The sequence below is a fragment of the Flavobacterium gyeonganense genome, assembly GCF_029625295.1.
In the GTDB taxonomy this organism is placed as follows: Bacteria; Bacteroidota; Bacteroidia; order Flavobacteriales; family Flavobacteriaceae; genus Flavobacterium; species Flavobacterium gyeonganense.
Genome location: NZ_CP121112.1, coordinates 2418429 through 2441215 on the forward strand (window position 1 = coordinate 2418429; position 22787 = coordinate 2441215).

Sequence of the window (22787 nt, forward strand, 5' to 3'; positions counted from 1 at the left end):
AATCAATCACGTATAAATACCTGTTTAAATAGAGTTTCAGGTTAAATAAACTCAATCTTATAACGAAAGACTTTTTTAATGGTTTTTATTGTAAATACAAATAATGATTATAATAATCAATAATCGCTTTTCCTTCCAGCAAAACATCAGCGCCAATAATGCCATGAACCGGTTTTGCTTTGTACTGTCTTAGCGCTTCGTTAACATGCGAAAGATCAAAAATAACCAGACTAAAATCAGTATTTTTCCAGGAACCCAGCTGAAGTGTATTATGTTTCGAAATTTGTGTTTTCATTCCGGTACCGCCGGCACCAGCTGCTTTGGTTTTTGAATTTTTTGTAGTTAATTCGAATTTTTCAATACTTTCAAAACCCACACAGGAATTTGAGGCGCCGGTGTCTAAAATAAAAGTTCCGGAAACGCCATTGATTTTGGCTTTGATAGATAAATGCTGTGTTTTGGTAACTTTGAATTTTATTTTTTTGTATTTCTCTTTTTTGAGAACCTCGTGAAGATTTTCCATTTTCGATAGTGATTGAAAACCAAAAATAAACCAATTACAGCCAATAAACTAATGATGTAAACGATATAATTTGAAGCATTTTCTTCTGTGGAAATCGAACCGTAATAAACAAACGCACTCCAGTAATACGGAGATTTTTTAGCATTTGGAATCGATTTGTCGTTTAAAAAATCAAGTTTTGCATTTGTATTGGCTTCAAAATAAGTTTGGTTATTTAGGATGTTTTTATAGAAATCCGTCATAAAAACCGATGTTGTATAATCGTTTACTTTCCATAAAGAAAATAACAGATTCTGTGCTCCTGCAAACTGAAAACCTCTTGCAACACTCATTGCTCCTTCGGCTTTATAGAGTTTACCGATTCCGGTTTCGCAGGCACTTAAAACCACTAAATCCGGATTGATGTTGAGGTTGTACAATTCTGTATATAAAATTTCCTGATCATAAAATTTGATGCTTGCCGGAGTTTCAATATCGCCTGAAGACGCATGCGTGCTTAAATGCAGGATCGAATAATTGGAAATATTATTTTTAAAATTATCAAAACGTGCATCGGCATTTTCTAAATATTTTCCTTTAAAATTACTCCTGATTGATGCCAGTTCTTTCTTTGAATAACGCAACTCAAAAGCCGTTTTTTCGAAAACCGGAAAAACACCCAAAACTGTTTTTTCTGATTTTGAAAAGGGTTTTGAATTCAGATAAATATTCGCCGAAATAGTATAAGCAATCCTGAAATCATTCAGCAAATAATGCATTTTAGCAAAATTCGTTGTATTTGATTCTTGTGTAATCAATGCTTCAAACGGAAGAAAATTTAAAATGCCATCAGGAACAATGATCAGGTTTTGATAAACCGAGTTGTTAGGTAATTTTAATAAATCATAAACTTTTTTTCCAGAATGATTATAACCTGAAATATTATTGGTAATACTACCAGCATTGTTGAAATAATCTATAAAATCAACAATGTCAAATATTCCTGTATGGTTTACATAAAGAGAATTGAGACTGATTCTGCCATTGCATAAAGTAAAATAATACAATTTTTCAGCTCCCATAAAATAATAAACCATCACAGCTTTGTCATTTTCTAATTTTGAAAACAGCGCTTTTAAATCACAATTTTCCGGAATATAATCTGCATTTCCAGCCTGGATTTTCTTCAGTGAAAGCGTCAGTTCATTTTGCTTTTGGATAAGATTATTTATTTTCAAAATATCTGCAGCATCTCCTTTTTGCTGTTCTTTTAAAATGGCATTATTAAAATTTTGAAATTCCTGCAAAAGCTGTTTTTCTTCTGCGGAAGCATTTTTAATATTCGAACGATAACTTTTTAAAATTCCGGCTTTTGTTTTTTCAGATAATTGAAAAGCTTCTTTTATATATTCAGTCTTTCCTTCCTTTTCATATAATTTTTTATAAATGGAAATGCATTTTTCAGTTCGGTTTCGGGATCGCCATTGCGATATGATTTTTGAGTTTTCATAAACCAATGCATTCATCAATAAATCTTCAATGTAAAAGGAAAGTTCAAAAGCTTTTAATGCTTTTTTGGGCTGGTTTAGCTGTAGAATTTCTGCCTGCAAATCGATTGCATCTATTAAAACAGTTTCTGCATATAATTGGTTTTGATTTGGGACAAGGTTCTTAGAATTATAATTCGGAATTAAAATTTCAAAAACAGCCAAAATCTGCTTTGAACTTTCCTCATATCTTCTTTCATCAAAAAGTAGTAAAGCTTTTTCATAATATAATTTTGCCAATTTTCGTGGCTGTTGATTTTTGGATTCTAAAAATAACTTTTCAGCCTTTTGCATATAAGAATTGGCTACATCGAATCGTTGCCATTGCCTGTTCATCGAAGCCAGATTTCGATAAGAATTAGACAAAGTTTCAGATTGTTCTTTTTCGTTTTTAAGATACTTTATAGAAGATTGAAAAGATTTCTCGGCTTTGTCATTCGAACTTTTAATCGATAATAGTTGTTTTGAACCCAGCCAGTAATTGTTTCCTAAATTATTCAGCAAAATACCTTTTTGGGAATTCGATAATTTTTCAGTTTTTAAAGTATTTTCCAAAAGTTCAATTGCCATTGAGATCTTGCCCGAATTCTGATAAACATTCGATAAATTCAGAATTGCTGCTATTTTTTGTGACTCGTTTTTTTCGAGATTTGCAATAAAATAATATTGTTTAATAGTATTTTCGGCACTGTCATAATCGCCCAAAACGGTGTATAAATTCCCCAAAGGTTTCAGGCAATATTCAATAATGTCGTAATCTTTAAGTTTATATTTCAGATAGATTTGCCAGGCTTTTTCATAACTCGAAACCGCATTGTGTGTCTGTCCAAACTGATTTTGATAATACGCTTTGTTGCAGTTTAAAACCACTATAGATAATAATTCGTCTTTGGTCTTTGGTTTTGGATTTCTCCAGAAAGCAGCTTCGGTATTGGTTAAGTTTTGCAACCCTTTCGCGGAAGGATGAGCGACAAAAACATCAATTGTATTGTATATTTTGTCTTCGGGATTTTGCCCAAAAATATTCAGGTTAGCAAAAAGAAAGATTAATCCATATAAGTGATATAAGTTCATATTATAGTTGTTGGTATACTAAAATAAATCATATAAGCTTATGTGTTATATCTTTTTGAATTTAAAAAACTTAAATTTACTTAAATCACTTATATGGTGGAAATATTTAAAACCTCCAAATCCCATACACCTGAAAATAATTAAAATCCTGTTCGAAGTTGATCACATAACGTGCACCCAGACTCGGACCGATTCTGGAAAAACCTGCCGTCAGGTCAAATAGAAGACCGGTTTTTAAATCCGTAAATGAGTTTTTGACGTTATTAGTAGTCGTTTTTGTATCTATTAAAAGATTTTCTTTCTCATTTTCAAAAGTTTCTGTTTTTATATCCTGATTCTGTTGTGATGCCACATTGATATTAGCCTGAATTCCGGCTCCGACTCCGATATAATTATTAATGTTATACCGAATCAAAACCGGGACTTCCCAGTTGACGTTTTTATTTTCAGTTGTAGTGGTGGTACGTATTAATCGTCTTGTTCCGTTTGCATTGGTGTCAAATGTGTTTGTAATATTGACTGCGCTGTTATATTTATTTAGAGCATTTACCCATTCTGCCTGCCAGTAAAAACGATATGATTTGAAAGGTGAAATAGTAGCGCCCACAAAATAACTGGTCGATTTGTCTAAGTCTGAATAGAAATTATATCCAGCTTTTGCGCCAATCGAGATTCCGGGTAAAAATCGGGTAACGGCGTAATTGGTTATGATAGGTTCATTTTTATCAAAAATAATGGATGTTCGGCTTTTGGTTTTTACTTTATGAAAGTCTTCACTGAATTTCATTGAATAACGCACAAAACCTTTTGTACTGTCTTTTTCCTGAACGTTTTTTTGCTCAGTTCCAGGAAGATAAATATTCTTAAATGTAAAAATGATTTGTTTTTTTGTAATGATGGTGTCCAGACAGCTTACGGTTGGCTCTTCGCCTTTTGGACAAATCGGACATTCAGGATACATACTTTCAATCTGGAATGTTTTTTTGTCGAACATGTCCGGAATATCAGTTTCTAAGCGAATTTTTCTTGCCGGGCCTTCACCGTTATTTTGAAAACGGGTTTTGAATTTCACTCTTTTAAACCGAACCAGTCTGTAATTCATAAAACTTCCGTTCGAACCCATTTTGTTGGGGTCGTGAGAGGTTACGATTTCCATTTCGAGGTTTTTCACCTTATGGTTTTTAAAACTGCGATTGGGTACAAAAATCCCGCGCATGGTAACTGTTGCACTGGTATCTTTGATCATTTCGGGAGTTGTTTTGAAAGTGTAAAAAACATTGCGTGTTTCGCTTGGATTGGTATCGTCAAATTCCAGAATCGAAACATTATGATAAAGTGTATGTGCTTCTTTTAAGCTGGCTTCTAAATCTTCTTCTGTGGTCGTGTTTTTATATTTTTTGAATTTTATAGTGTTTTCCGTAGAAGCGAGATAGGATTTAGTATCATCGAGATCATCAACTGAAGCAACTGTATTTTCTTTTACTTCGCGTTCGCCGGCATAGGTCCTGAAATCGGTTAGCTCGAAATTGTTATTTTTGAATTGTTTTTCGTTATAAAAAAGATAGAGCTTGCCATTGGCAACATAATTTTCCAGATTTTGATAACTTACTACGACTACCATTTCCTCTTCCGGAATTGGATCACAGTTTTTTATAATTGCAAACCCATTTTGATCAGCGATGGATGCGATGTCCTGATATGGGTCGTCTCCAATTTCGTTCACTGCCACTTTTTTTGGTCGTGTAGCAGGAGGTTTTCCGTTGTCGTAATTGTTGGTAACGGCTAATCTGGCGGTATAGTTGCCTTTGTTTTTATAAACGTGTTTGGGCTCTGCCTGTTTGCTGTAATGACCGTCACCCATTTCCCATAAATAGGAGTAACTTGGTTTTGGCGCACCTGCAATTGGAATTAAAGGTGGAGTTTCGGGTTTAAAAGTTACCGAATTGGCTTTCTGGGTATAGCTGATATTTGCTCTTCGGGTGATGGTGTCTTTTACTTTGGTCTGCGCAAACACCATTGCTGATGAAAGAATAATGAAACAGCATAAAAGTTTTTTCATGGTCGAGGAGGTTTTTAGCCCTGATGGGAGCGGCATCTCCCGATTTAGAAAAACAAGGCTTTTTAGCCGTAGTTTTTGTTATCGGGAATACAGCGGACAGCAGGATTAGCTTCTGAAAATCATCAGAGTTAGTTTAAAACAGCATTAAATGTAAAAAAAGTGATGAGCAAATCATCACTTTTTCCTAAAAAAGTATTTGAAAGTTACTGAATGGCATTGATTGCTGCTACCAGTTGCGCTTCTGAGCCTACTGTTGTTTCTGCAAGTGAAAAGGTGTAGGTTTGATTGGCAGCGATTGTCACTCCTTTAATTGCATAACGCCATTGACCGTTATCTTCTGTTGCAAAAATGATGTGACAGGCTAAACCAACCGGAATTTGTCCATAATGTTCGCTGAATAGACCTGCTGCTGTATATGTGTCTAATTTTGCCAGTGCGTTTGTTCCTTCGCCATCATAAGATAAATAAACTGCGCTGTTTGTGTTGTCATAACCTTCAGGAACATCAACAAGTAGCGTTGTTTTAGGTCGCGGGTCGCTGTAAAAACGGTCAACATTTGTCCATCCAAAGTTTCCAAAAGTTACATAATAATTATTTCCTTCGCCCTGTACACCGCCTTTTCCGTTGGCTCCGTCAGCACCGGCTTTGGCTTCTCTCCAGGCTAATTCTCCTTTGTCATCTATCACACCGGTCCATAATGTCATGGCATTGTCAAGTCCATCTGTTAAAGCAGTAGGAACCATCATATTCATTGAGCAGGAAGTCTGAAGTTCTACACCACCTTGTGTTGCTTTGATAAAGAACTCACCGCCTGAAATTAATAGATTTTTCTTTCCGTCGGCTGTAATACCCATTGTAGGTTTGTTGGTGATCAGCATGTTTCCTTTGTCAAAAAGCTCGATATATTCGATTTTAACTTCTCCGGTTACTGCAACTCCATTTTTAGTTAAGCAATCTCCGTTGATGTTTACTTTTACTCCTTTTGCAGAAGTGAATGATACGACACCAGCTCCGGCTGTAATGGTAAAATTCTGTGTGTTTTTCTTGACCCCTTGTTCGTTTATACTTTTGAATGCTTCGGCAGTTGGAGGTGTAATCTTAGTTTCATTTTCTCCATCATTGTCATCACAGCTTGCAAAAGTTGCCAATGCTAAAAATAATAATCCGATTTTTCTAAAATTTGTATTCATGATTTCTAATTTTTATAAATCTGAGCTGATCTTTATCAGTTGGTTTTCAGATTCGGGTTGTTAATTTAATTTTTATATCCTTATATCAATTCGGGTTTGATATTGTTACCCTTGTTTTCAAAATTTATTTTTATTCGTTTTATATTACTATATCAACAGGCTTTTAAAATTGTTACCTCTGTTTTTTATTTTTTTTTGAAGTTTATTTGGAAAAGCATTTTTCTTCAAAAACATTTCCGTCTTCATCGAGTGCAACCAGGATTTGTTTTTTCCTTGAAAGATTAATGATCAAATAAAGCCAGACAATTGACCAAAGCCCCAGTGTAGCAAAAACCAAAGTCAGCTGCAGGGAAGAATCGATTTGTTTTTTTTCTTTGGATAAAACCACATAAGGAAGTTTATCATTTTTTTCAATTACGATAAATCCGTTGCGAATTTTGTTCGACAGCGTCTGCTGGAACTTGGCAAAATCTTTCTCGGTTGTAAATTGATAACTTCCCATATTTATGTGATTTTTAATTCTAAATAACCTTCTATTTGCCTTATATCAATTTGTTTTTTGGATTGTTACCCCTGTTTCTGTAATTTTTTTCAGATTCTTTTTTTTACTTTAGCTAATAATTTCAATTATGGAAAAAAGTAAAATTCATCCCGACCAGAAATATATTGAAGGAATTGCCGAAAATGATTCGGCAATAATCCGCTCTATCTATAAAAATTTTGTTCCTAAAGTGGTTTTTTATATCATGAATAATTCAGGAGACAAGGATCAGGCGCAGGATGTGGTTCAGGAAATCATGATTTTGCTTTTTAATCAGGCAAAAGCCAATACATTACAGCTTACTTGTCCGTTTGATGCCTACTTCTTTTTGTTGTGTAAAAGGAAATGGCTTAACGAATTGAAAAAAACTTCGAATAAAGGGGTAACAATTAATGAAGATTTTGCATCTATCAATGAATCTGCTCTCGAATTGGTTGAAGAAACCGAACAATTTGATGAAAAACAGCAACTTTTTGATACGATGTTCCAGAAATTAGGAGATAAATGCCAGGAGGTGCTAAAACTGAGTTTTGCCATTAAATCGATGGAGGAGGTTGCCGAAAAGCTAAACGTAACGTACGGTTATGTACGTAAAAAGAAATCGTTATGTATCGGACAGCTGACACAATGGATTCAGGAAGCAAAAAATTTTAAATCTCTTAAAAATAATTAGCCATGAACGAAGAACGCTACATATTATTTGATCAGTATTTGCAGGGAGAAATGACGGTTGAAGAAAGAAACAGCTTTGAAAGAACGCTTTCAGAAAATCCCGAATTTGCCGCTGAATTCAGAACGTTCAAAGAAGTTTTGGAACAATTAGAAAATAAATTCGGGCATGAGCAGGAAAGAGAGGCGTTTAAAGAAAACCTGTCTGCTATTTCAGATAAACATTTCAATAAAGAAAAGCCGAAAGTGTTCCCGATGCGTCCATGGTATTATGCAGCGGCAGCATCTGTAGCTATTTTATTCGGATTGTTCTTTTTTGATTACAACCAAAATCCGTCTTTTAATGATTACAACCATCCAGGGCAAGCTCATTTTACAGAAAGAAGCAATACAAATGAAAATTTGATAGTGGCAGAAAAAACGTTTAATGAAAGAAAATTCAAGGAAGCGATTCCGTTTTTTGAGGCGGTTCTTAAAAACAAAAAAACGGCTGAAATTCAATATTATTATGGTGTTTCTCTATTGCAGGCCAGTCATTATAGTAAAGCAGAAACAGTTTTTAATGAATTGAAATCAGGAAGTTCTGTTTACAAAGAAAAAGCGCTTTGGAATCTGGCTTTATTAAAATTAAAACAAGAAGATTATACAGGCTGTAAACAAATCCTGCAAACCATTTCTCAGGATTATGAAGACTATGATGAAGTTCAGGAGCTTTTGGATGCTTTGGATTAAGTTATTTCGCAGAGATGCACGGAGAATTTCACAGAGATTCGCAGAGTTATAAATTACTTTGCGAATTTTTTTTATTGCTATCATTTAAGGGGAACTAAGAATCTTTGCAACAATCCGTTTCATCCGCGTCCCAATCACACGCAATTGTTATTCTTTTAATATTGTCGTAATTTTGACAACTTTAAAAAACAAACAATTGAATTCAACTACAATAATCACCGATACACACACACATTTATATTCTGAAGAATTTGATCAGGATCGTGACGAAATGATGCAAAGAGCGATAAATGCCGGAGTAACCCGTTTTTTTATTCCTGCTATTGATGCTGCTGCGACACAATCCATGTACGATTTAGAGCAAAATTATCCGGATTATGTTTTCCTGATGATGGGACTGCATCCTACTTACGTGAAAGATGACTATCTGGATGAGCTGAAACATGTTGAAACTGAACTTTCAAAACGAAAATTCTATGCTGTTGGCGAAATCGGAATTGATTTATATTGGGACAAAACGCATTTAAAAGAACAGCAAATTGCTTTTAGAAGACAAATTCAGCTGGCAAAGCAATACAAATTACCCATCGTCATTCATTGCCGTGAAGCTTTTGATGAAATTTTTGAAATTCTGGAAGAAGAAAAATCAGCTGATTTGTTTGGTATTTTTCACTGTTTTACCGGAACGTACGAACAGGCGCTACAGGCAATTTCGTATAATATGAAACTAGGAATAGGCGGAGTAGTGACTTTTAAAAACGGAAAAATCGACCAATTCTTACGCCAAATTGATTTAAAAAATATTGTTCTGGAAACTGATTCGCCTTACCTCGCGCCAATTCCGTACAGAGGTAAACGCAACGAAAGCAGTTATTTAGCAAATGTAATTGCAAAACTGACCGAAATTTACGACCTTTCAGATACAGAAATTGCAGCAGTAACAACACAAAACTCCAAAGACGTTTTCGGGATTTAATATGCCGATTACGATACTTTAATTTTTTTTTGTTCTTTTGCCCACCTAAATTGATAATTATAATGCAGAAATTTGACGCTATTCGACCATTTTATGATTCTGAAGTAAATGAAGCACTTCATGGAGTTGCCAATCATCCGATGATGAAAACCATGATGAATTTTACTTTTCCGGAATTAAATGATGAAGTCTGGAAAGAACAATTGAAGAAAACACACTCAATTCGTGATTTTCAATGCAATTTTATTTATCAGACCATTCAAAAAGTACTTGAAAAAAGTTCGGAAGGGCTTACAACTTCAGGCTTTGATAAATTAGAAAAAAATACTCCTTATTTATTTATATCCAATCACCGCGATATTTTGCTGGATACCACTTTACTGAATGTTTGTCTTTTCGAACATGGTTTGGTTATGACAGCCTCTGCAATTGGTGATAATTTAGTTAAAAAAGCATTTTTGAGCACCCTCGCAAAACTCAACAGGAACTTTTTAGTTTTAAGAGGTTTAACGCCAAGAGAAATGCTGCAAAGTTCAAAATTACTGGCAGAATATATGGGGCAGTTACTGCTTCGTGAGAACCGTTCTGTTTGGATCGCACAAAGAGAAGGCCGCACCAAAGATGGTAATGACGAAACCAATCCGGGCGTTTTAAAAATGATCGCAATGGGTTCTGATGAAGCGAATCCGATGGATTATTTTAAAAAATTAAAGATTGTTCCAGTGTCGATTTCATACGAATACGATCCTACGGATGTTCTGAAAATGCCGCAATTAATGGCAGAAGCTAATAACGAAGTGTACGTAAAAGATAAAAATGAAGATTTCATGACCATTTTAAGCGGTATCATGGGAACTAAAAAAAGAATCCATATTTCTGTTGGCGATGTTTTGGATACAGAAATCGATCAGATTGTGGCTGAAAACGATAATTCGAATAAACAGATTCAGGCTTTGGCACAAACCATTGACGATTCTATTTTACAGAATTACCAGTTATGGCCAACCAATTTTATTGCTTACGATATTTTAAACGAAACCAATAAATACGCTCATTTGTATAAAGAAAGTGAAAAACAGCTTTTTGAGCGTCGTTTAGAAAAGAGAATAGGAACTGACAATGGTGTTGCCAGACAAGGATTTTTGGCTATGTATGCCAATCCTGTGGTTAATAAATTAAAATACCAAAATGTCTTCTAAAGCCAAAATACTCTTAATTTATACCGGTGGAACTATCGGAATGAGCAAGGACTTTGAAACAGGGGCGCTTAAAGCTTTTGATTTCGGAAAATTGCTTAAAAATATTCCCGAAATAAAACAACTGGACTGCGAAATCGAAACGGTTTCGTTTGAAAATCCAATTGATTCTTCGAATATGAATCCTCAAATGTGGGCTAAAATCGCTACTATTATTGAGGAAAATTACAATACGTTTGACGGATTTGTAGTGCTTCATGGTTCTGATACCATGTCGTATTCGGCTTCGGCATTGAGTTTTATGCTCGAAAATTTAGCTAAGCCTGTTGTGTTCACCGGCTCGCAATTGCCGATTGGGGATTTGCGTACCGATGCGAAAGAAAACCTGATTACAGCCATTCAGATTGCTTCGCTTCAGGAAGAAGGAAAACCTGTGATAACTGAGGTTTGTCTGTATTTCGAATATAAATTATACCGTGGCAACCGAACTTCAAAAGTAAATGCCGAGCATTTCAGGGCTTTTACAGCGCCCAATTATCCTGAATTGGTAGAATCAGGTGTACATCTCAAATTAAACCAACATTTATTTCTTCCCATAAAAACAGATGCAAAACTGATTGTTCATAAAAACCTGAACAATGATGTAGCCATTATAAAAATGTTTCCCGGAATGAGCGAAACTGTTTTGGCTTCCATTTTAGCGACTAAAGATTTAAAAGGAGTTGTTCTGGAAACTTACGGCTCTGGGAATGCACCGACCGAAGACTGGTTTTTAAATTTAATTCAGAAAGCAATTCAGAATGGAATGCATATCGTGAATGTAACCCAATGCTCCGGTGGAAGTGTCAACATGGGACAATATGAAACCAGTACAGCCTTGAAGTCGTTGGGAGTTATTTCCGGAAAAGATATTACAACGGAAGCGGCTATTACCAAATTAATGTATTTGCTTGGGCATACCGTTTCAATTCCGCAAAACGAATTTAAAACGATTTTTGAAAGGGCTTTGCGTGGCGAGATTTCGCTATAGCCAGTTTATTTTAGATAAATAAGACAAGTATTGAAAGGAATTTTTAAAAATGCTTTTCTAACTCGTTTTTTTTCATGTTATTTGCAGACCAAAATAGAGAGGTGTCCGAGTGGTTGAAGGAGCTAGCCTGGAAAGCTAGTATATGGGTAACTGTATCGAGGGTTCGAATCCCTTCCTCTCTGCTAGATAAAACTCCGTAGTTTCTTAAATTGAAATTACGGAGTTTTTTATTTTATACCCTCTATAAAATGTGTGTTATGTATTATTTTATAATTTAGTATGATGAAAAACCAAATTATACTTTTAAGTTTTCTATTCATATTAATTTCCTGTTCTAAAAAAGAAGAAATTAAATCTTTTCCTTTTGATAGTTTCGTTATTTCTTCTGCGGGTTTACATCATCTAAATTCTATGAAATTTACAGAAAGTGATACCGTTTATTTTCAGAAAAAATATCCTGAACCAATTGAAAACTCTTATGTAATGCTTAAATCAGGAGAAAAAGAAAAGTTTACTAAGTTGTTTAATGGAATAAATTTTTACAAATTTGATAATGAGTATGCACAAGAAAATTTGTGTGATGGTACAGGTTATCTTTTGAATGTTTCTATAAAAGATAAGCATAAAAGGATTTTTTTATATGGTAATGTAATTCTAAAAGAACTCAAAACATTTATAGATTCATTAGGGAAAATAAAAGCTAATTTGAAATTTCTCCCAACAAAAAAAGTTGTGGATTTTGGAGATTTAGGATATCTCATTCCTCCGCCACCACCTCCAAAACCAGAAAGAATACATTTTGTAAATTGAAAAACCTCTAATCCAGCCCCGAAAAGATAATGGATAGCGGGACTACAGGTGTTTTTTGAAAACCAAATTTCTGCTGCCTGAAAATTCAAAAAAACAACAATTACATAGGCGCGGGCCGTAAATTGATAAATGATTTTGGAAATCCATTTTTACATTATTTTATTAGAAAAAATAGTATATATTTGGCACCTGAGTTATATAAATAATTGAATGGATTTACCTCCTTATTCGCCGGGACTGCATAAACTGGTTACTTTACATGTTGATAAAACGGAGAAACTTACATCCAGTACTGATTTTGTTACTGTAACAAATTCTATTTTAGAAAAGTATAGTTTGGAGAAGGTTGGAGTAGTGGTGCATGATTTTGAAAACAACAGTTTTACGATTTCGTTTTGTCTTAAGGAATCCCATATTTGTATACATACCTGGCCAGAATACAATCAACTCACTTTAGATGTTTATTTGTGTAATTATCTTCAGGATAACTCGCATAAGGTTCGTAGTGTAGTAGCAGATTATATTACTTATTTTGAAGCGAAAATTATTAAGGATTTTGAAATTAACCGATAAAATATGAAGATTCCTTGTTACGACTGTAATACAGAAACCGAATTAGAGGTTGGTTTTGAAGTGGTGAATTTTGTTTGTCCTAAATGTCGGAGTCTATATATTCTTGATGATCAGGGTAATTTTCGTAGAAAATCTAAATATAAATTACCAGACAATGACTTTCCGTTAGCAATTGGAGATATTGGCTTTTTGAAGGGTAGTGAATATAAGGTGACCGGCATTTTGGTTAAAAATGTGCATCCAAATTATAGCTGGACAGAATTTATTCTGCAAAATGAAGCAAAAGAATTTCTTTACCTGTCGCTTTCAAACGGGCATTGGATTTTACTAACCGAAATGGAAGAAACATTTGGCGTAAAATCACATCCTTTGGCACTGGAACATGAAAATGAAGATTACGATATTTATGAATATTCAGATGCAGAAATTATAAATGCACAGGGATTTTTTGATTTTGAGCTTCCTGTTAATCAGCTGATTCATTTGGTAGAATACATAAAGCCGCCTTTTATGATTTCTGTTGAAAGAATGAATAAGATTGAGACAGCTTTCTATGGAGAATATATCAAAAAGAGCGAAATAAAAAAATCGTTTAAGAATATTATAATGCCATATCAGTCAGGTGTAAATATGATACAGCCTTACAGGTTTGATCTTAGAAACACAGCTGTTATTTTCTGCCTTTTTGCTTTGCTGATTATAACAGCAAACTGGTATATTTATAAAGATCAGTTTGAACAGAATGTTTTTTCGAAAACAATAAAATTTAGTGAATTCGACAACAAGGAAGTTACAAGTGATGCCTTTATTTTAAAGGGCGGTTCGGCTCCGTTGACAATCAAGGTTTCAACAAGTGTTGATAATTCATGGGCAAACCTGAATGTTGCATTAGTGAATGAGGATACAAATGATGAAATTTATGCCAATAAAGACATAGAATATTATCATGGATTTTCTGATGGAGAAAGATGGACAGAAGGAAGCAGTTCTGAGGAGTTTAACATTTGCGGTGTAAAAGCCGGAAAATACCATCTTTTAATAACACCAATGAAAGCTCCTGAGGATATCAATAACAGCGAAATGCGGGTAAATGTGGTATGGAACGAACCTTCAAGCCGAAATGTATGGTTGGTTATTATCGGTATGATTGTCATTTATTTTATTATAAGATTTCTTAAATTAAATTTCGAAAAAGAACGCTGGTCTGATAGCTCATACTCCAAATACGAATAAATTAATATGAAAAGAATTTCGGATTTCTTTACCAACAACTGGGCTCCATTGACAATTGGATTTTTTTGCTTTGGAGTTTATATCTATTTTGCTGTCGCAGGAAACCGCATTTGCGACTGCGAATCTACTGAAAGTTACAAGTCAACGGGAAGCCGTACTTCTTATAGCCGTTTTTATCACAAATAAAATTTAACAATATGGAATATATTCACGCACAGCCAATAATTAATTCAGTCATTTATTCTTTTTTAGGAATAGTCATTTTATTGATCGGATATTTTATCATTGAAAGACTTACTCCTGAAAAAACATGGAAAGAAGTTGTGGAAAAAAACAATATTGCTGTAGCGATTGTTTTAGCAGCTTTTATCATTGGGATCTCCATGATTATTAGTGCAGCAATCCATGGGTAAAAAGTTTCTCCGGTTTGAATTTCTTTTACTATTTGCCGTATTTATAATTGCCACCTGCGGACTTATTTATGAGCTTGTTGCAGGAACGCTGGCGAGTTATTTATTGGGCGATTCGGTAAAACAATTTTCATTTATTATTGGGGTTTACCTGTTTTCAATGGGTATCGGCTCCTTTTTTTCTAAGTTTTTCAATAAAAATCTGCTCAACACTTTTGTTGAGATCGAAATATTGGTTGGACTGATTGGCGGTTTGAGTTCGGTAGTTTTGTTTTTACTGTTCGAAAGCGTTGCATCATTTCAGTTTATCTTGTATTTATTTGTTTTTGTAACCGGTTTTTTGGTCGGTTTGGAGATTCCGCTTTTAATGAATATTTTAAAAGACAGAGTCGAATTCAAAGATCTGGTTTCGAATGTTTTTACGTTTGATTATATCGGGGCTTTGCTAGCATCGATATTGTTTCCGTTGGTTTTAGTGCCAAAATTAGGCATCATGGGAACGTCGCTTTTCTTCGGAATGATCAATGTGAGCATTGCCATTGTTTTATGTTTTCTTTTGAAGAACGAATTAAAAAAGCCTTATTTCTTAAGGGTTAAAGCTGTCTTTTCGTTTGTGCTTCTGCTGACTGTTTTTGTTTTTTCAGATTCTATTCTGGCTTATTCTGAAGGCAAATTGTATGGAGAAAATATTATTTATACGAATACAACTCCGTATCAGCGAATTGTTTTAACGCATAACAAAAGTGATTATCGATTGTATTTAAACAACAATCTGCAGTTTAGTTCTGCCGATGAATACCGTTATCACGAAGCTTTGGTTCATCCCGCCATGTCAATGGCGAAGGATGTAAAAAACGTTTTGGTTTTAGGAGGTGGAGACGGATTGGCTGTTCGTGAAATATTGAAATACAAAGAGGTTCAAAAAGTAACTTTGGTTGATTTGGACGAAGGAATGACCAAGCTTTTCAAAACAAACAAGGTATTGAGTAATTTCAATCAAAATTCGTTAAATAACTCAAAAGTTACAGTTATAAATACCGACGCTTATATCTGGGCAAAAAGCTGTAAGGACAAGTTCGATGTTGTCATTATCGATTTTCCGGATCCATCCAATTACAGTTTAGGGAAATTGTATTCGTTGAACTTTTATCAAACTATAAAAACCATTTTACAGACTGATGCTGCGGTTGTTATTCAGACGACTTCTCCTTATTTTGCACCAAAATCGTTTTGGTGTATCAATAAAACGGTGATGCAGGTTTTCCCGCAGGTCGATGCGTATCATGCGTATGTACCTTCTTTTGGAGAATGGGGTTATACGATTGCGATAAATGGTTTCGGAACTACTTTTAATGATGTAAAAAGAAAAGTTTCCGGACTGAAATTCTATAATTATCAGTTTGACAGGTTCAATTATTTTACCAATGATATGATTTCAAACCAAATAGAAATCAACCGTTTGGATAACCAGATTTTAGTGCGCTATTTTGATGAAGAGTGGGGAAAATTGCAGTAAGGGAAGGCGAAATTTCATAAAAGGAATTGGGGCTTCATTGCTTTTAATTCCGTTTTTACAGTTTTGTTCCGATAAAATAGCTATTCTGATGATTCGTTTATCAGGGACTAACCACCTTTTGGGGCATCGGTTATGGATTAAGGATTTTCCGAAGCCGACAGCGCAAATTCAGATTCCGCATTTAATAATCGGAGGAGGTATTTCGGGTTTGAGTGCAGCCCGCCAGTTTCATAAAAAAGGGATTTCAGATTTTTTGCTCCTTGAAATGGCAGATCATCTGGGTGGAAATTCTTCGAACGGTCAAAATAAATATTCAAAATATCCCTTAGGAGCGCATTATCTGCCTCTTCCCAATTTTGATGATAAAGAGCTTCTGAACTTTCTGGAGGAAGAAAAAATCATCATCGGTTATAACGAAAAAGGACTTCCAATTTTTGATGAACTGCAATTGACTTTTGCGCCCGACGAAAGATTGTTTTACAAAAATAACTGGCAGGAAGGCGTTGTTCCCAAAGAAGGAAATTCGGTTGAAGATGATAAGGAATTTATACGATTCTTTAAGCAAATGGATGCATTCCGAATTGCGAAAGGAGCAGATCAAAAATACGTATTCAATATTCCGATTCATCTTTCTTCGGAAGATGAAAATGCCCGCAATCTGGATAAAATAACGATGCAGCAATGGTTTGAAAAACATAATTTCAAATCGAAACCTTTATTCAATTATATCGATTATTGCTGCAAAGATGATTTTGGTTTGGGAATTGAATTTGTTTCTGCCTGGGCCGGGATTCATTATTTCGCCGGAAGAAAACAGGACTCAGTTACTGATAAAAATGAGAGTGTTTTAACATGGCCTGAAGGGAATGCCAGATTAGCCAGTCATCTTAAAAAATATACTGAAAATAAAACCCTGAAAAATCATTTAGTTTATGAGGCAAAAGTAGTTGATAATAAGGTTATTACCAGAGTATTTGATGATGTTAAAAAAGTTTCGGTTGAAATTATAGCAGATAAAGTGATTATGGCAACACCTCAGTTTGTTAATCAGTATTTGGTAAAAAACCGTAAAGAGTTTACAAAGGAATTTCATTATACACCCTGGCTTTTGGCGACCTTAACAGTAAATGATTTGCCGGATAATTTTAGTTTCCCGCTTTCGTGGGATAATGTGATTTATGATGCTAAAGGTTTGGGTTATGTGTATGCACAGCATCAGACACTGAATCAGGTTCAGGAGAAAAAAGTAATTACCTATTATTATAGTTTTTCATCAGGTGATTTGAAGAAAACCCGAAAAGAAATTTATAAAAAAGACAAAGAATACTGGAAACAGGTTGTTTTTGACGATCTCAAAATTGCGCATCCGGATATCGAAGAATACACTGAAGAAATGGAAGTTTTTATATTAGGGCACGGAATGATTTCGCCTGTACCTGATTTTATTTTTGGTAAGGCCAAAGAGAATGCCGCAAAAAACATCGAAAACCGAATCTATTTTGCACACACCGACCTGTCCGGAATCTCCATTTTTGAAGAAGCTTTTCACCAGGGAATTAATGCTGTAAACCAAATTTTAAATGATGCAACCCTGGATTCATAGAGCCAAAACAGATTTACTGTTTATCATCGGTCCGTCATTTTTTGTGCTGGCAATAATTTTTGTTTTTCAGGATTACATAACTGAAATCGAAAATGATTATTCTTTTTATACCTGGCTTTTTCTAATTGTTTTTATCGATGTAGCTCATGTTTATGCGACTTTGTTTAAAACGTATTTTGTTGCAGATGAATTTCAGAAAAAGAAGAAACTGCTAATTCTCCTGCCGATTGTTTGTTTTGTGATAAGCATGATTTTGTTTTCTTTTGGAAGTCTGGTTTTTTGGTCTTTTCTGGCGTATGTTGCCGTCTTTCATTTTATAAGACAGCAATATGGTTTTATGCGTTTGTATGCCCGTAACGAAGAAAAAGCAAAGGTTTCAGTTATAATCGATAATCTGGCAATTTATGCGGCAACCGTTTACCCGATGTTGTTTTGGTTTCTATCTCCCAATAGAAAATTTAACTGGTTTGTTGAAGATGAGTTTTTTCATTTTGAGAATCAGGTCTTGTTAGAGATACTGTTTTGGATTTACATTGGTGTTTTATTATTGTATGTGGTTCGTACTGGAATGGTTTCAATGAAAAACAGCTTTTTTAACGTTCCGAAAAACAGTATTATTTTGGGAACAGTATTGTCCTGGTATTTCGGAATTGTCTATTTTAATGATGATCTTGTTTTTACTTTGCTTAATGTAGTCTCACACGGAATTCCGTATATGGCGTTGGTTTATTTTAGAGAAGTTGAAAGCAAAGTTGATAACGGTTCAGGAGTTTTTGGCTTTTTGAAAAATTACAATGCAGTAGTTATTTATGGACTGATTTTATTGATAATTGCTTTTTCAGAAGAATTTCTTTGGGAGTTTTTTGTGTGGAATGAAAATATTTCCGTCAGTAATTTTGATTTCTCGGGCTGGCAGTTTGTATTGGTTCCGCTTTTGAGTGTACCTCAGTTTACGCATTATTTGCTTGATGGTTTTATTTGGAAATCTAATAAGGCCAAATCATAAATCAGAAGTCTGGAAAAGTTTTTAAAACTGATTTTTGACTTCCAAAAAAAAGTATTTTTAGCATAGATTTCTATGAGAATTTTTACCAGTCAAATTAATATTTTAATTTAAAATGATACACACAGGGATTGTAGGTTTTGTAATTATTGCTATAAATTTTTTATGCTCTTACAAGGGATTTAATGACAGAGTCTTTTTTGATAAATATAAATTCGAAGTTGATAAGATTTTAATCCATAAAGAATATTACAGGCTTCTTACTTCTTCATTTCTACATGTAGACTGGCAGCATTTAATTTTTAATATGCTGAGTTTGTATTTCTTTTTTGAGCTGGTTGAACTGCAATTGGGTGTAGTATCTTTTTTAATTTTATATTTTGCAAGTATGTTGGGTGGTGATTTACTAGCCTTATTCATTCATAGAAATCATGGAGATTATAGCGCAGTTGGAGCTTCCGGATCTGTTTGTGGAGTAATATTCGCATCAATTGCTTTGTTTCCGGGACTAGGAATCGGAATCTTTTTATTGCCATTTTCTATTCCGAGCTGGCTTTATGGAATCTTATATATTGCGCTTACAATTTATGGCATAAAATCGGGACGTGACAACATTGGACATGAAGCACATTTAGGCGGTGCATTAATAGGGTTATTAACGGCAATTATACTTTATCCGGCATCATTAACGGAAAACTACATTCCAATTCTAATGGTTTCTATTCCCAGTGTTGCATTTATTTATCTTATTATTACCAAACCTTATATTCTTTTAATTGATAATAACTTTTTTAATTCGCATAGAAAAAAATATTATTCGATAGAAGATAAATACAATGAAAAAAAGATAAACAAACAGAAAGAACTTGATAAATTGTTGGATAAGATTAGTAAAAAAGGTATTAATAGTTTGACTCAAAAAGAAAAACAAAAGCTTGAAGAGTTGTCAAATTAAAAATCATTTTTAGGTGTAAATTAGATAGAATTGGTACATGAAAAACCAAAACCTCTAATCCAGCCCCGATAGAAATGATATCCTTTTGTGGTGGGGTTCACCACAAAAGATAAAATGGATAGCGGGACTAAAGGTGTTTTGAAAACCAAATTTTTGCTGCCTGAAAATTATTAAATGTCTAATTCTGCAATGTTATTTTGACTTTGGGTAAAAGACGCTCAACAAATAAAGCATAGGCTGATTCTGAAGGATGTAGCCCATCTGAAGCGACAAGATTTGGGTTGCTCAGTCCTTGCCTGGTAATGTCAGTAATGTTTACAAAAACTATTTCATTTGCTTTGCAATAATTTTCTGCAAAGGTATTGTACTGATTGATTTCTGTGGAGATTTTTGCTTTTTGGCTATCGCTTAAATTTTTTGCATACGGAGTGTAAGCATAGTCGGGAATCGAAACTACAATTACGTTTTTTTTGTCGCCTTTTGCCAGTGAAATTGTTTTGGTTACCAATTCAGGAAATTCTCTTTCATAAACAGCGAAATCCCTTCCCTGATACTGATTGTTTACACCAATTAACAGCGTCACCAAATCATAATTGGATTCGGGTTTTTGCTGGTTGATGGCCGAAATTAAATTGGTGGTTGTCCATCCGGTTGTGGCGATAACTTGTAATGAAAAGTTGGTTTCTGTATAAAACGATTTTAAACTCGTTTTGAGCTGTTCCGGAAATCGGCATGTTTCGCAGACGCTTTGACCAATAGTATAACTGTCGCCTAAGGCTAAATAGTTTATAGATTTAGCAATAGGGCTTGTTGGAGTTTCCGGATTAGGGACTGTTGTTGGAGGTGTGACAGGTTCGGGTGTAACAGCTGTTTCCGAAGGGCTTTCTTCAGTGCTGCAACTCAAAAGGGATATAGAAAGTAAAACAATAACTATTTGTTTGAACTGTGGTTTCATAATTTGTATAAATCAGATTTCGCATCATTTCTAAACAAATAGTTACGTTAAAAAAGGATTTGTGGTTTTACACCATTTCTGCTTTCATTGAAATTTCTTCTTCAATAGCATTCCAGAGTCCGATTCTTTTTTCTAATGCAAGAATTGAAATTTCTTCTACATCAGACCATTTTTCGGCGTCATCCCCACATAATTCTGTAATCATTTGCATGGCCATTGGACCGTGTTCATCGGCATCAAGTTCAATATGTCTTTCGAAATAATAAAGCAGTTTTGTTAAATCAACTTCAGGAAGATTTTTTTGAAAGTTTTTCAGGATTTCCGTGAACATAGCCGGAATTAAATCTTCTCTTCCAAAGGTAAAGGCAGCCGCAATCTCATGTGGTTTCCCTTGTTCTATAACACGGAAAGTGAAATCTAAAAATGATTTTACATCTGGATGTAAGGAACTTTGTTTGATGGCCACAAAAATATTATGAAGCGAATTTACCTCAGATAAAAATTTGTTGATTGCAGATGTATCTGCACCACAGGCCTTCATTGCCTCGATATACATTTCGTAATGACTTTGTCTTTTGCCGTCAATAGTGAGGTCGGTTTCTTCAGCAAGGACAATTTCGTTGATTAAATATCGGGTTTCGGGATTTTTTGTTGGAAACCACGGTGTAGTTGTGCAGGTAAGTTTAGCCTGTAAAGCCTTTAATAATGACATAAAATCCCAAACTGCAAAAACATGACTTTCTAAAAAACGGTGTAAGTCATCGATGCTTTGGATTTTATTGTACAAAGAATGCTGTAAAAGCATTTCCTTTTGAGGAAGAATGCGATTGTTGATGGTTTCAATATTCATAGACGTGGTATTTTCCGTAAATATAAAAAAGCTTCCCGATTAGAGGAAGCTTTTGGTATTGATTTTCAATATATTTTAATAGAGCGTTATTATTTGAATGCCGAAAGCCCTGTAACATCCATTCCTGTTATCAATAAGTGAATGTCATGAGTGCCTTCATAAGTAATGACACTTTCAAGGTTCATCATATGGCGCATGATCGAATATTCGCCTGTAATTCCCATTCCGCCTAACATTTGTCTGGCTTCTCTGGCAATATGAATCGCCATGTCAACATTATTTCGTTTTGCCATTGAGATTTGTGAGGTAGTTGCTTTTCCTTCGTTTCGTAAAACGCCCAATCGCCAGGTTAATAATTGTGCTTTTGTGATTTCGGTAATCATTTCGGCCAGTTTTTTCTGCTGTAATTGTGTTCCTCCGATAGGTTTTCCAAATTGGATTCTTTCTTTGGCATAACGCAAAGCAGTATCGTAGCAGTCCATTGCCGCTCCGATTGCTCCCCAGGCTATTCCGTATCTGGCTGAATCTAAACATCCAAGCGGTGCTCCCAATCCGGATTTGTTTGGTAACAGGTTTTCTTTAGGAACCTTTACGTTGTCAAAAATCAATTCACCTGTAGAAGATGCACGAAGTGACCATTTATTATGTGTTTCGGGTGTTGTAAAACCTTCCATTCCACGTTCTACGATTAATCCGTGAATTCTGCCTTCTTCATTTTTCGCCCAGACTACGGCAATATCAGCAAAAGGAGCGTTAGAAATCCACATTTTAGCACCATTTAAGAGATAATGATCGCCCATATCCTTAAAATTGGTAATCATGCTTCCGGGGTCAGAACCGTGATCTGGTTCGGTTAAACCAAAGCAGCCCATCCATTCTCCTGTGGCCAGCTTTGGAAGATATTTCATTCGCTGTTCTTCATTTCCATATTTCCAGATAGGATACATTACCAAAGAAGATTGTACTGATGAGGTTGATCGAACACCGGAATCTCCACGCTCTATTTCCTGCATGATCAGTCCGTATGAAATCTGGTCTAATCCTGCTCCGCCATATTCGACAGGAATATAAGGTCCAAATCCGCCAATTTCTCCAAGACCTTTTATGATTTGTTTAGGGAATTCGGCTTTTTGGGCATATTCTTCGATGATAGGAGAAACTTCACGCTTTACCCATGCACGTGCAGACTCGCGAACCAGTTTATGTTCGTCTGTTAGTAAATCATCAAGATTGTAATAATCGGGTGCTTGAAATAAATCGGGTTTCATGGTACGATAGTTTTATAATTACAAATCTACATAAAGAAATATAACAAAACTAATAGTTATTGTTGTAAAATAAATGACTACCTTATTTAGTTATT

Annotated in this window: 22 protein-coding genes and 1 tRNA gene; 15 read left to right on the forward strand and 8 right to left on the reverse strand. The window is 34.7% G+C overall.

From position 1 onward, the window contains the following. Positions 1–85 precede the first annotated feature (85 nt). The 5 genes from P5P89_RS10545 to P5P89_RS10565 form a co-directional block, all read right to left on the reverse strand. The gene (locus P5P89_RS10545) at positions 86–523 is read right to left on the reverse strand and encodes a retropepsin-like aspartic protease (protein ID WP_278011868.1); all 438 of its coding nucleotides are present in this window, start codon (positions 521–523) and stop codon (positions 86–88) included. Further along, positions 475–3123 carry a CHAT domain-containing protein gene (locus P5P89_RS10550; protein WP_278011869.1) on the reverse strand — a complete coding sequence of 883 codons (2649 nt, stop codon included), beginning with the start codon at positions 3121–3123 and terminating at the stop codon, positions 475–477. Before P5P89_RS10550 ends, P5P89_RS10545 begins: the two co-directional genes overlap by 49 nt. A gap of 106 nt (positions 3124–3229) precedes the next feature. Further along, positions 3230–5182, reverse strand: coding sequence for a DUF7849 domain-containing protein (locus P5P89_RS10555; protein WP_278011870.1), 1953 nt, complete (start codon positions 5180–5182; stop codon positions 3230–3232). Positions 5183–5385: 203 nt separating this feature from the next. Continuing rightward, on the reverse strand, positions 5386–6372 hold the full coding sequence (locus tag P5P89_RS10560) for a hypothetical protein (protein WP_278011871.1): 987 nt from the start codon (positions 6370–6372) through the stop codon (positions 5386–5388). A gap of 202 nt (positions 6373–6574) precedes the next feature. Beyond that, positions 6575–6874, reverse strand: coding sequence for a hypothetical protein (locus P5P89_RS10565; RefSeq protein ID WP_278011872.1), 300 nt, complete (start codon positions 6872–6874; stop codon positions 6575–6577). A gap of 127 nt (positions 6875–7001) precedes the next feature. Between P5P89_RS10565 and P5P89_RS10570 the strand changes: the two genes are divergently transcribed. From P5P89_RS10570 to P5P89_RS10640, 15 genes are all read left to right on the forward strand, one after another. Continuing rightward, a complete protein-coding gene (locus tag P5P89_RS10570) occupies positions 7002–7586 on the forward strand; it encodes an RNA polymerase sigma factor (RefSeq protein WP_278011873.1) in 585 nt (194 codons plus the stop codon). A gap of 2 nt (positions 7587–7588) precedes the next feature. Continuing rightward, the gene (locus tag P5P89_RS10575; protein ID WP_278011874.1) at positions 7589–8314 is read left to right on the forward strand and encodes a tetratricopeptide repeat protein; all 726 of its coding nucleotides are present in this window, start codon (positions 7589–7591) and stop codon (positions 8312–8314) included. A 196-nt stretch (positions 8315–8510) separates the two neighbouring features. Continuing rightward, positions 8511–9290 (forward strand): TatD family hydrolase, encoded by a 780-nt coding sequence (locus P5P89_RS10580; RefSeq protein ID WP_278011875.1) that lies wholly within the window; start codon positions 8511–8513, stop codon positions 9288–9290. A gap of 62 nt (positions 9291–9352) precedes the next feature. Further along, positions 9353–10489 carry a 1-acyl-sn-glycerol-3-phosphate acyltransferase gene (locus tag P5P89_RS10585; RefSeq protein ID WP_278011876.1) on the forward strand — a complete coding sequence of 379 codons (1137 nt, stop codon included), beginning with the start codon at positions 9353–9355 and terminating at the stop codon, positions 10487–10489. After that, positions 10479–11516: an asparaginase gene (locus tag P5P89_RS10590; protein WP_278011877.1), complete on the forward strand. Its 1038-nt coding sequence runs from the start codon at positions 10479–10481 to the stop codon at positions 11514–11516. Before P5P89_RS10585 ends, P5P89_RS10590 begins: the two co-directional genes overlap by 11 nt. Positions 11517–11611: 95 nt before the next feature. After that, a tRNA-Ser gene (locus P5P89_RS10595) sits at positions 11612–11698 on the forward strand. A 229-nt stretch (positions 11699–11927) separates the two neighbouring features. Further along, a complete protein-coding gene (locus P5P89_RS10600) occupies positions 11928–12326 on the forward strand; it encodes a hypothetical protein (RefSeq protein WP_278011878.1) in 399 nt (132 codons plus the stop codon). A gap of 210 nt (positions 12327–12536) precedes the next feature. Beyond that, positions 12537–12899 (forward strand): S-adenosylmethionine decarboxylase family protein, encoded by a 363-nt coding sequence (locus P5P89_RS10605; RefSeq protein ID WP_278011879.1) that lies wholly within the window; start codon positions 12537–12539, stop codon positions 12897–12899. A gap of 3 nt (positions 12900–12902) precedes the next feature. After that, positions 12903–14132 (forward strand): DUF4178 domain-containing protein, encoded by a 1230-nt coding sequence (locus P5P89_RS10610; protein ID WP_278011880.1) that lies wholly within the window; start codon positions 12903–12905, stop codon positions 14130–14132. Between the two features lie 6 nt (positions 14133–14138). Continuing rightward, the gene (locus P5P89_RS10615; RefSeq protein WP_278011881.1) at positions 14139–14318 is read left to right on the forward strand and encodes a hypothetical protein; all 180 of its coding nucleotides are present in this window, start codon (positions 14139–14141) and stop codon (positions 14316–14318) included. 11 nt (positions 14319–14329) lie between these two features. Beyond that, positions 14330–14545, forward strand: a complete 216-nt coding sequence (locus P5P89_RS10620; protein ID WP_278011882.1) for a DUF350 domain-containing protein — start codon at positions 14330–14332, stop codon at positions 14543–14545. Then, on the forward strand, positions 14538–16058 hold the full coding sequence (locus P5P89_RS10625; protein ID WP_278011883.1) for a polyamine aminopropyltransferase: 1521 nt from the start codon (positions 14538–14540) through the stop codon (positions 16056–16058). The genes P5P89_RS10620 and P5P89_RS10625 overlap by 8 nt, the downstream gene beginning before the upstream one ends. Further along, positions 16033–17661 carry an NAD(P)/FAD-dependent oxidoreductase gene (locus tag P5P89_RS10630; RefSeq protein ID WP_278011884.1) on the forward strand — a complete coding sequence of 543 codons (1629 nt, stop codon included), beginning with the start codon at positions 16033–16035 and terminating at the stop codon, positions 17659–17661. The genes P5P89_RS10625 and P5P89_RS10630 overlap by 26 nt, the downstream gene beginning before the upstream one ends. Beyond that, complete coding sequence (locus P5P89_RS10635) at positions 17639–18667, forward strand: hypothetical protein (RefSeq protein WP_278011885.1); 1029 nt, start codon at positions 17639–17641, stop codon at positions 18665–18667. Before P5P89_RS10630 ends, P5P89_RS10635 begins: the two co-directional genes overlap by 23 nt. Positions 18668–18779: 112 nt before the next feature. After that, entirely contained in the window at positions 18780–19619 is an 840-nt protein-coding gene (locus tag P5P89_RS10640; protein ID WP_278011886.1) for a rhomboid family protein, read from the forward strand. 178 nt (positions 19620–19797) lie between these two features. On the opposite strand, the gene P5P89_RS10645 is transcribed toward P5P89_RS10640, so the two are convergent. The 3 genes from P5P89_RS10645 to P5P89_RS10655 all read right to left on the reverse strand — a co-directional run bounded on the left by P5P89_RS10645 (position 19798) and on the right by P5P89_RS10655 (position 22692). Then, positions 19798–20574: an SGNH/GDSL hydrolase family protein gene (locus P5P89_RS10645; RefSeq protein WP_278011887.1), complete on the reverse strand. Its 777-nt coding sequence runs from the start codon at positions 20572–20574 to the stop codon at positions 19798–19800. A gap of 67 nt (positions 20575–20641) precedes the next feature. Beyond that, the gene (locus P5P89_RS10650) at positions 20642–21424 is read right to left on the reverse strand and encodes a DUF3050 domain-containing protein (protein WP_278011888.1); all 783 of its coding nucleotides are present in this window, start codon (positions 21422–21424) and stop codon (positions 20642–20644) included. A gap of 89 nt (positions 21425–21513) precedes the next feature. Then, on the reverse strand, positions 21514–22692 hold the full coding sequence (locus P5P89_RS10655) for an acyl-CoA dehydrogenase family protein (protein WP_278011889.1): 1179 nt from the start codon (positions 22690–22692) through the stop codon (positions 21514–21516). Positions 22693–22787: the final 95 nt, after the last annotated feature.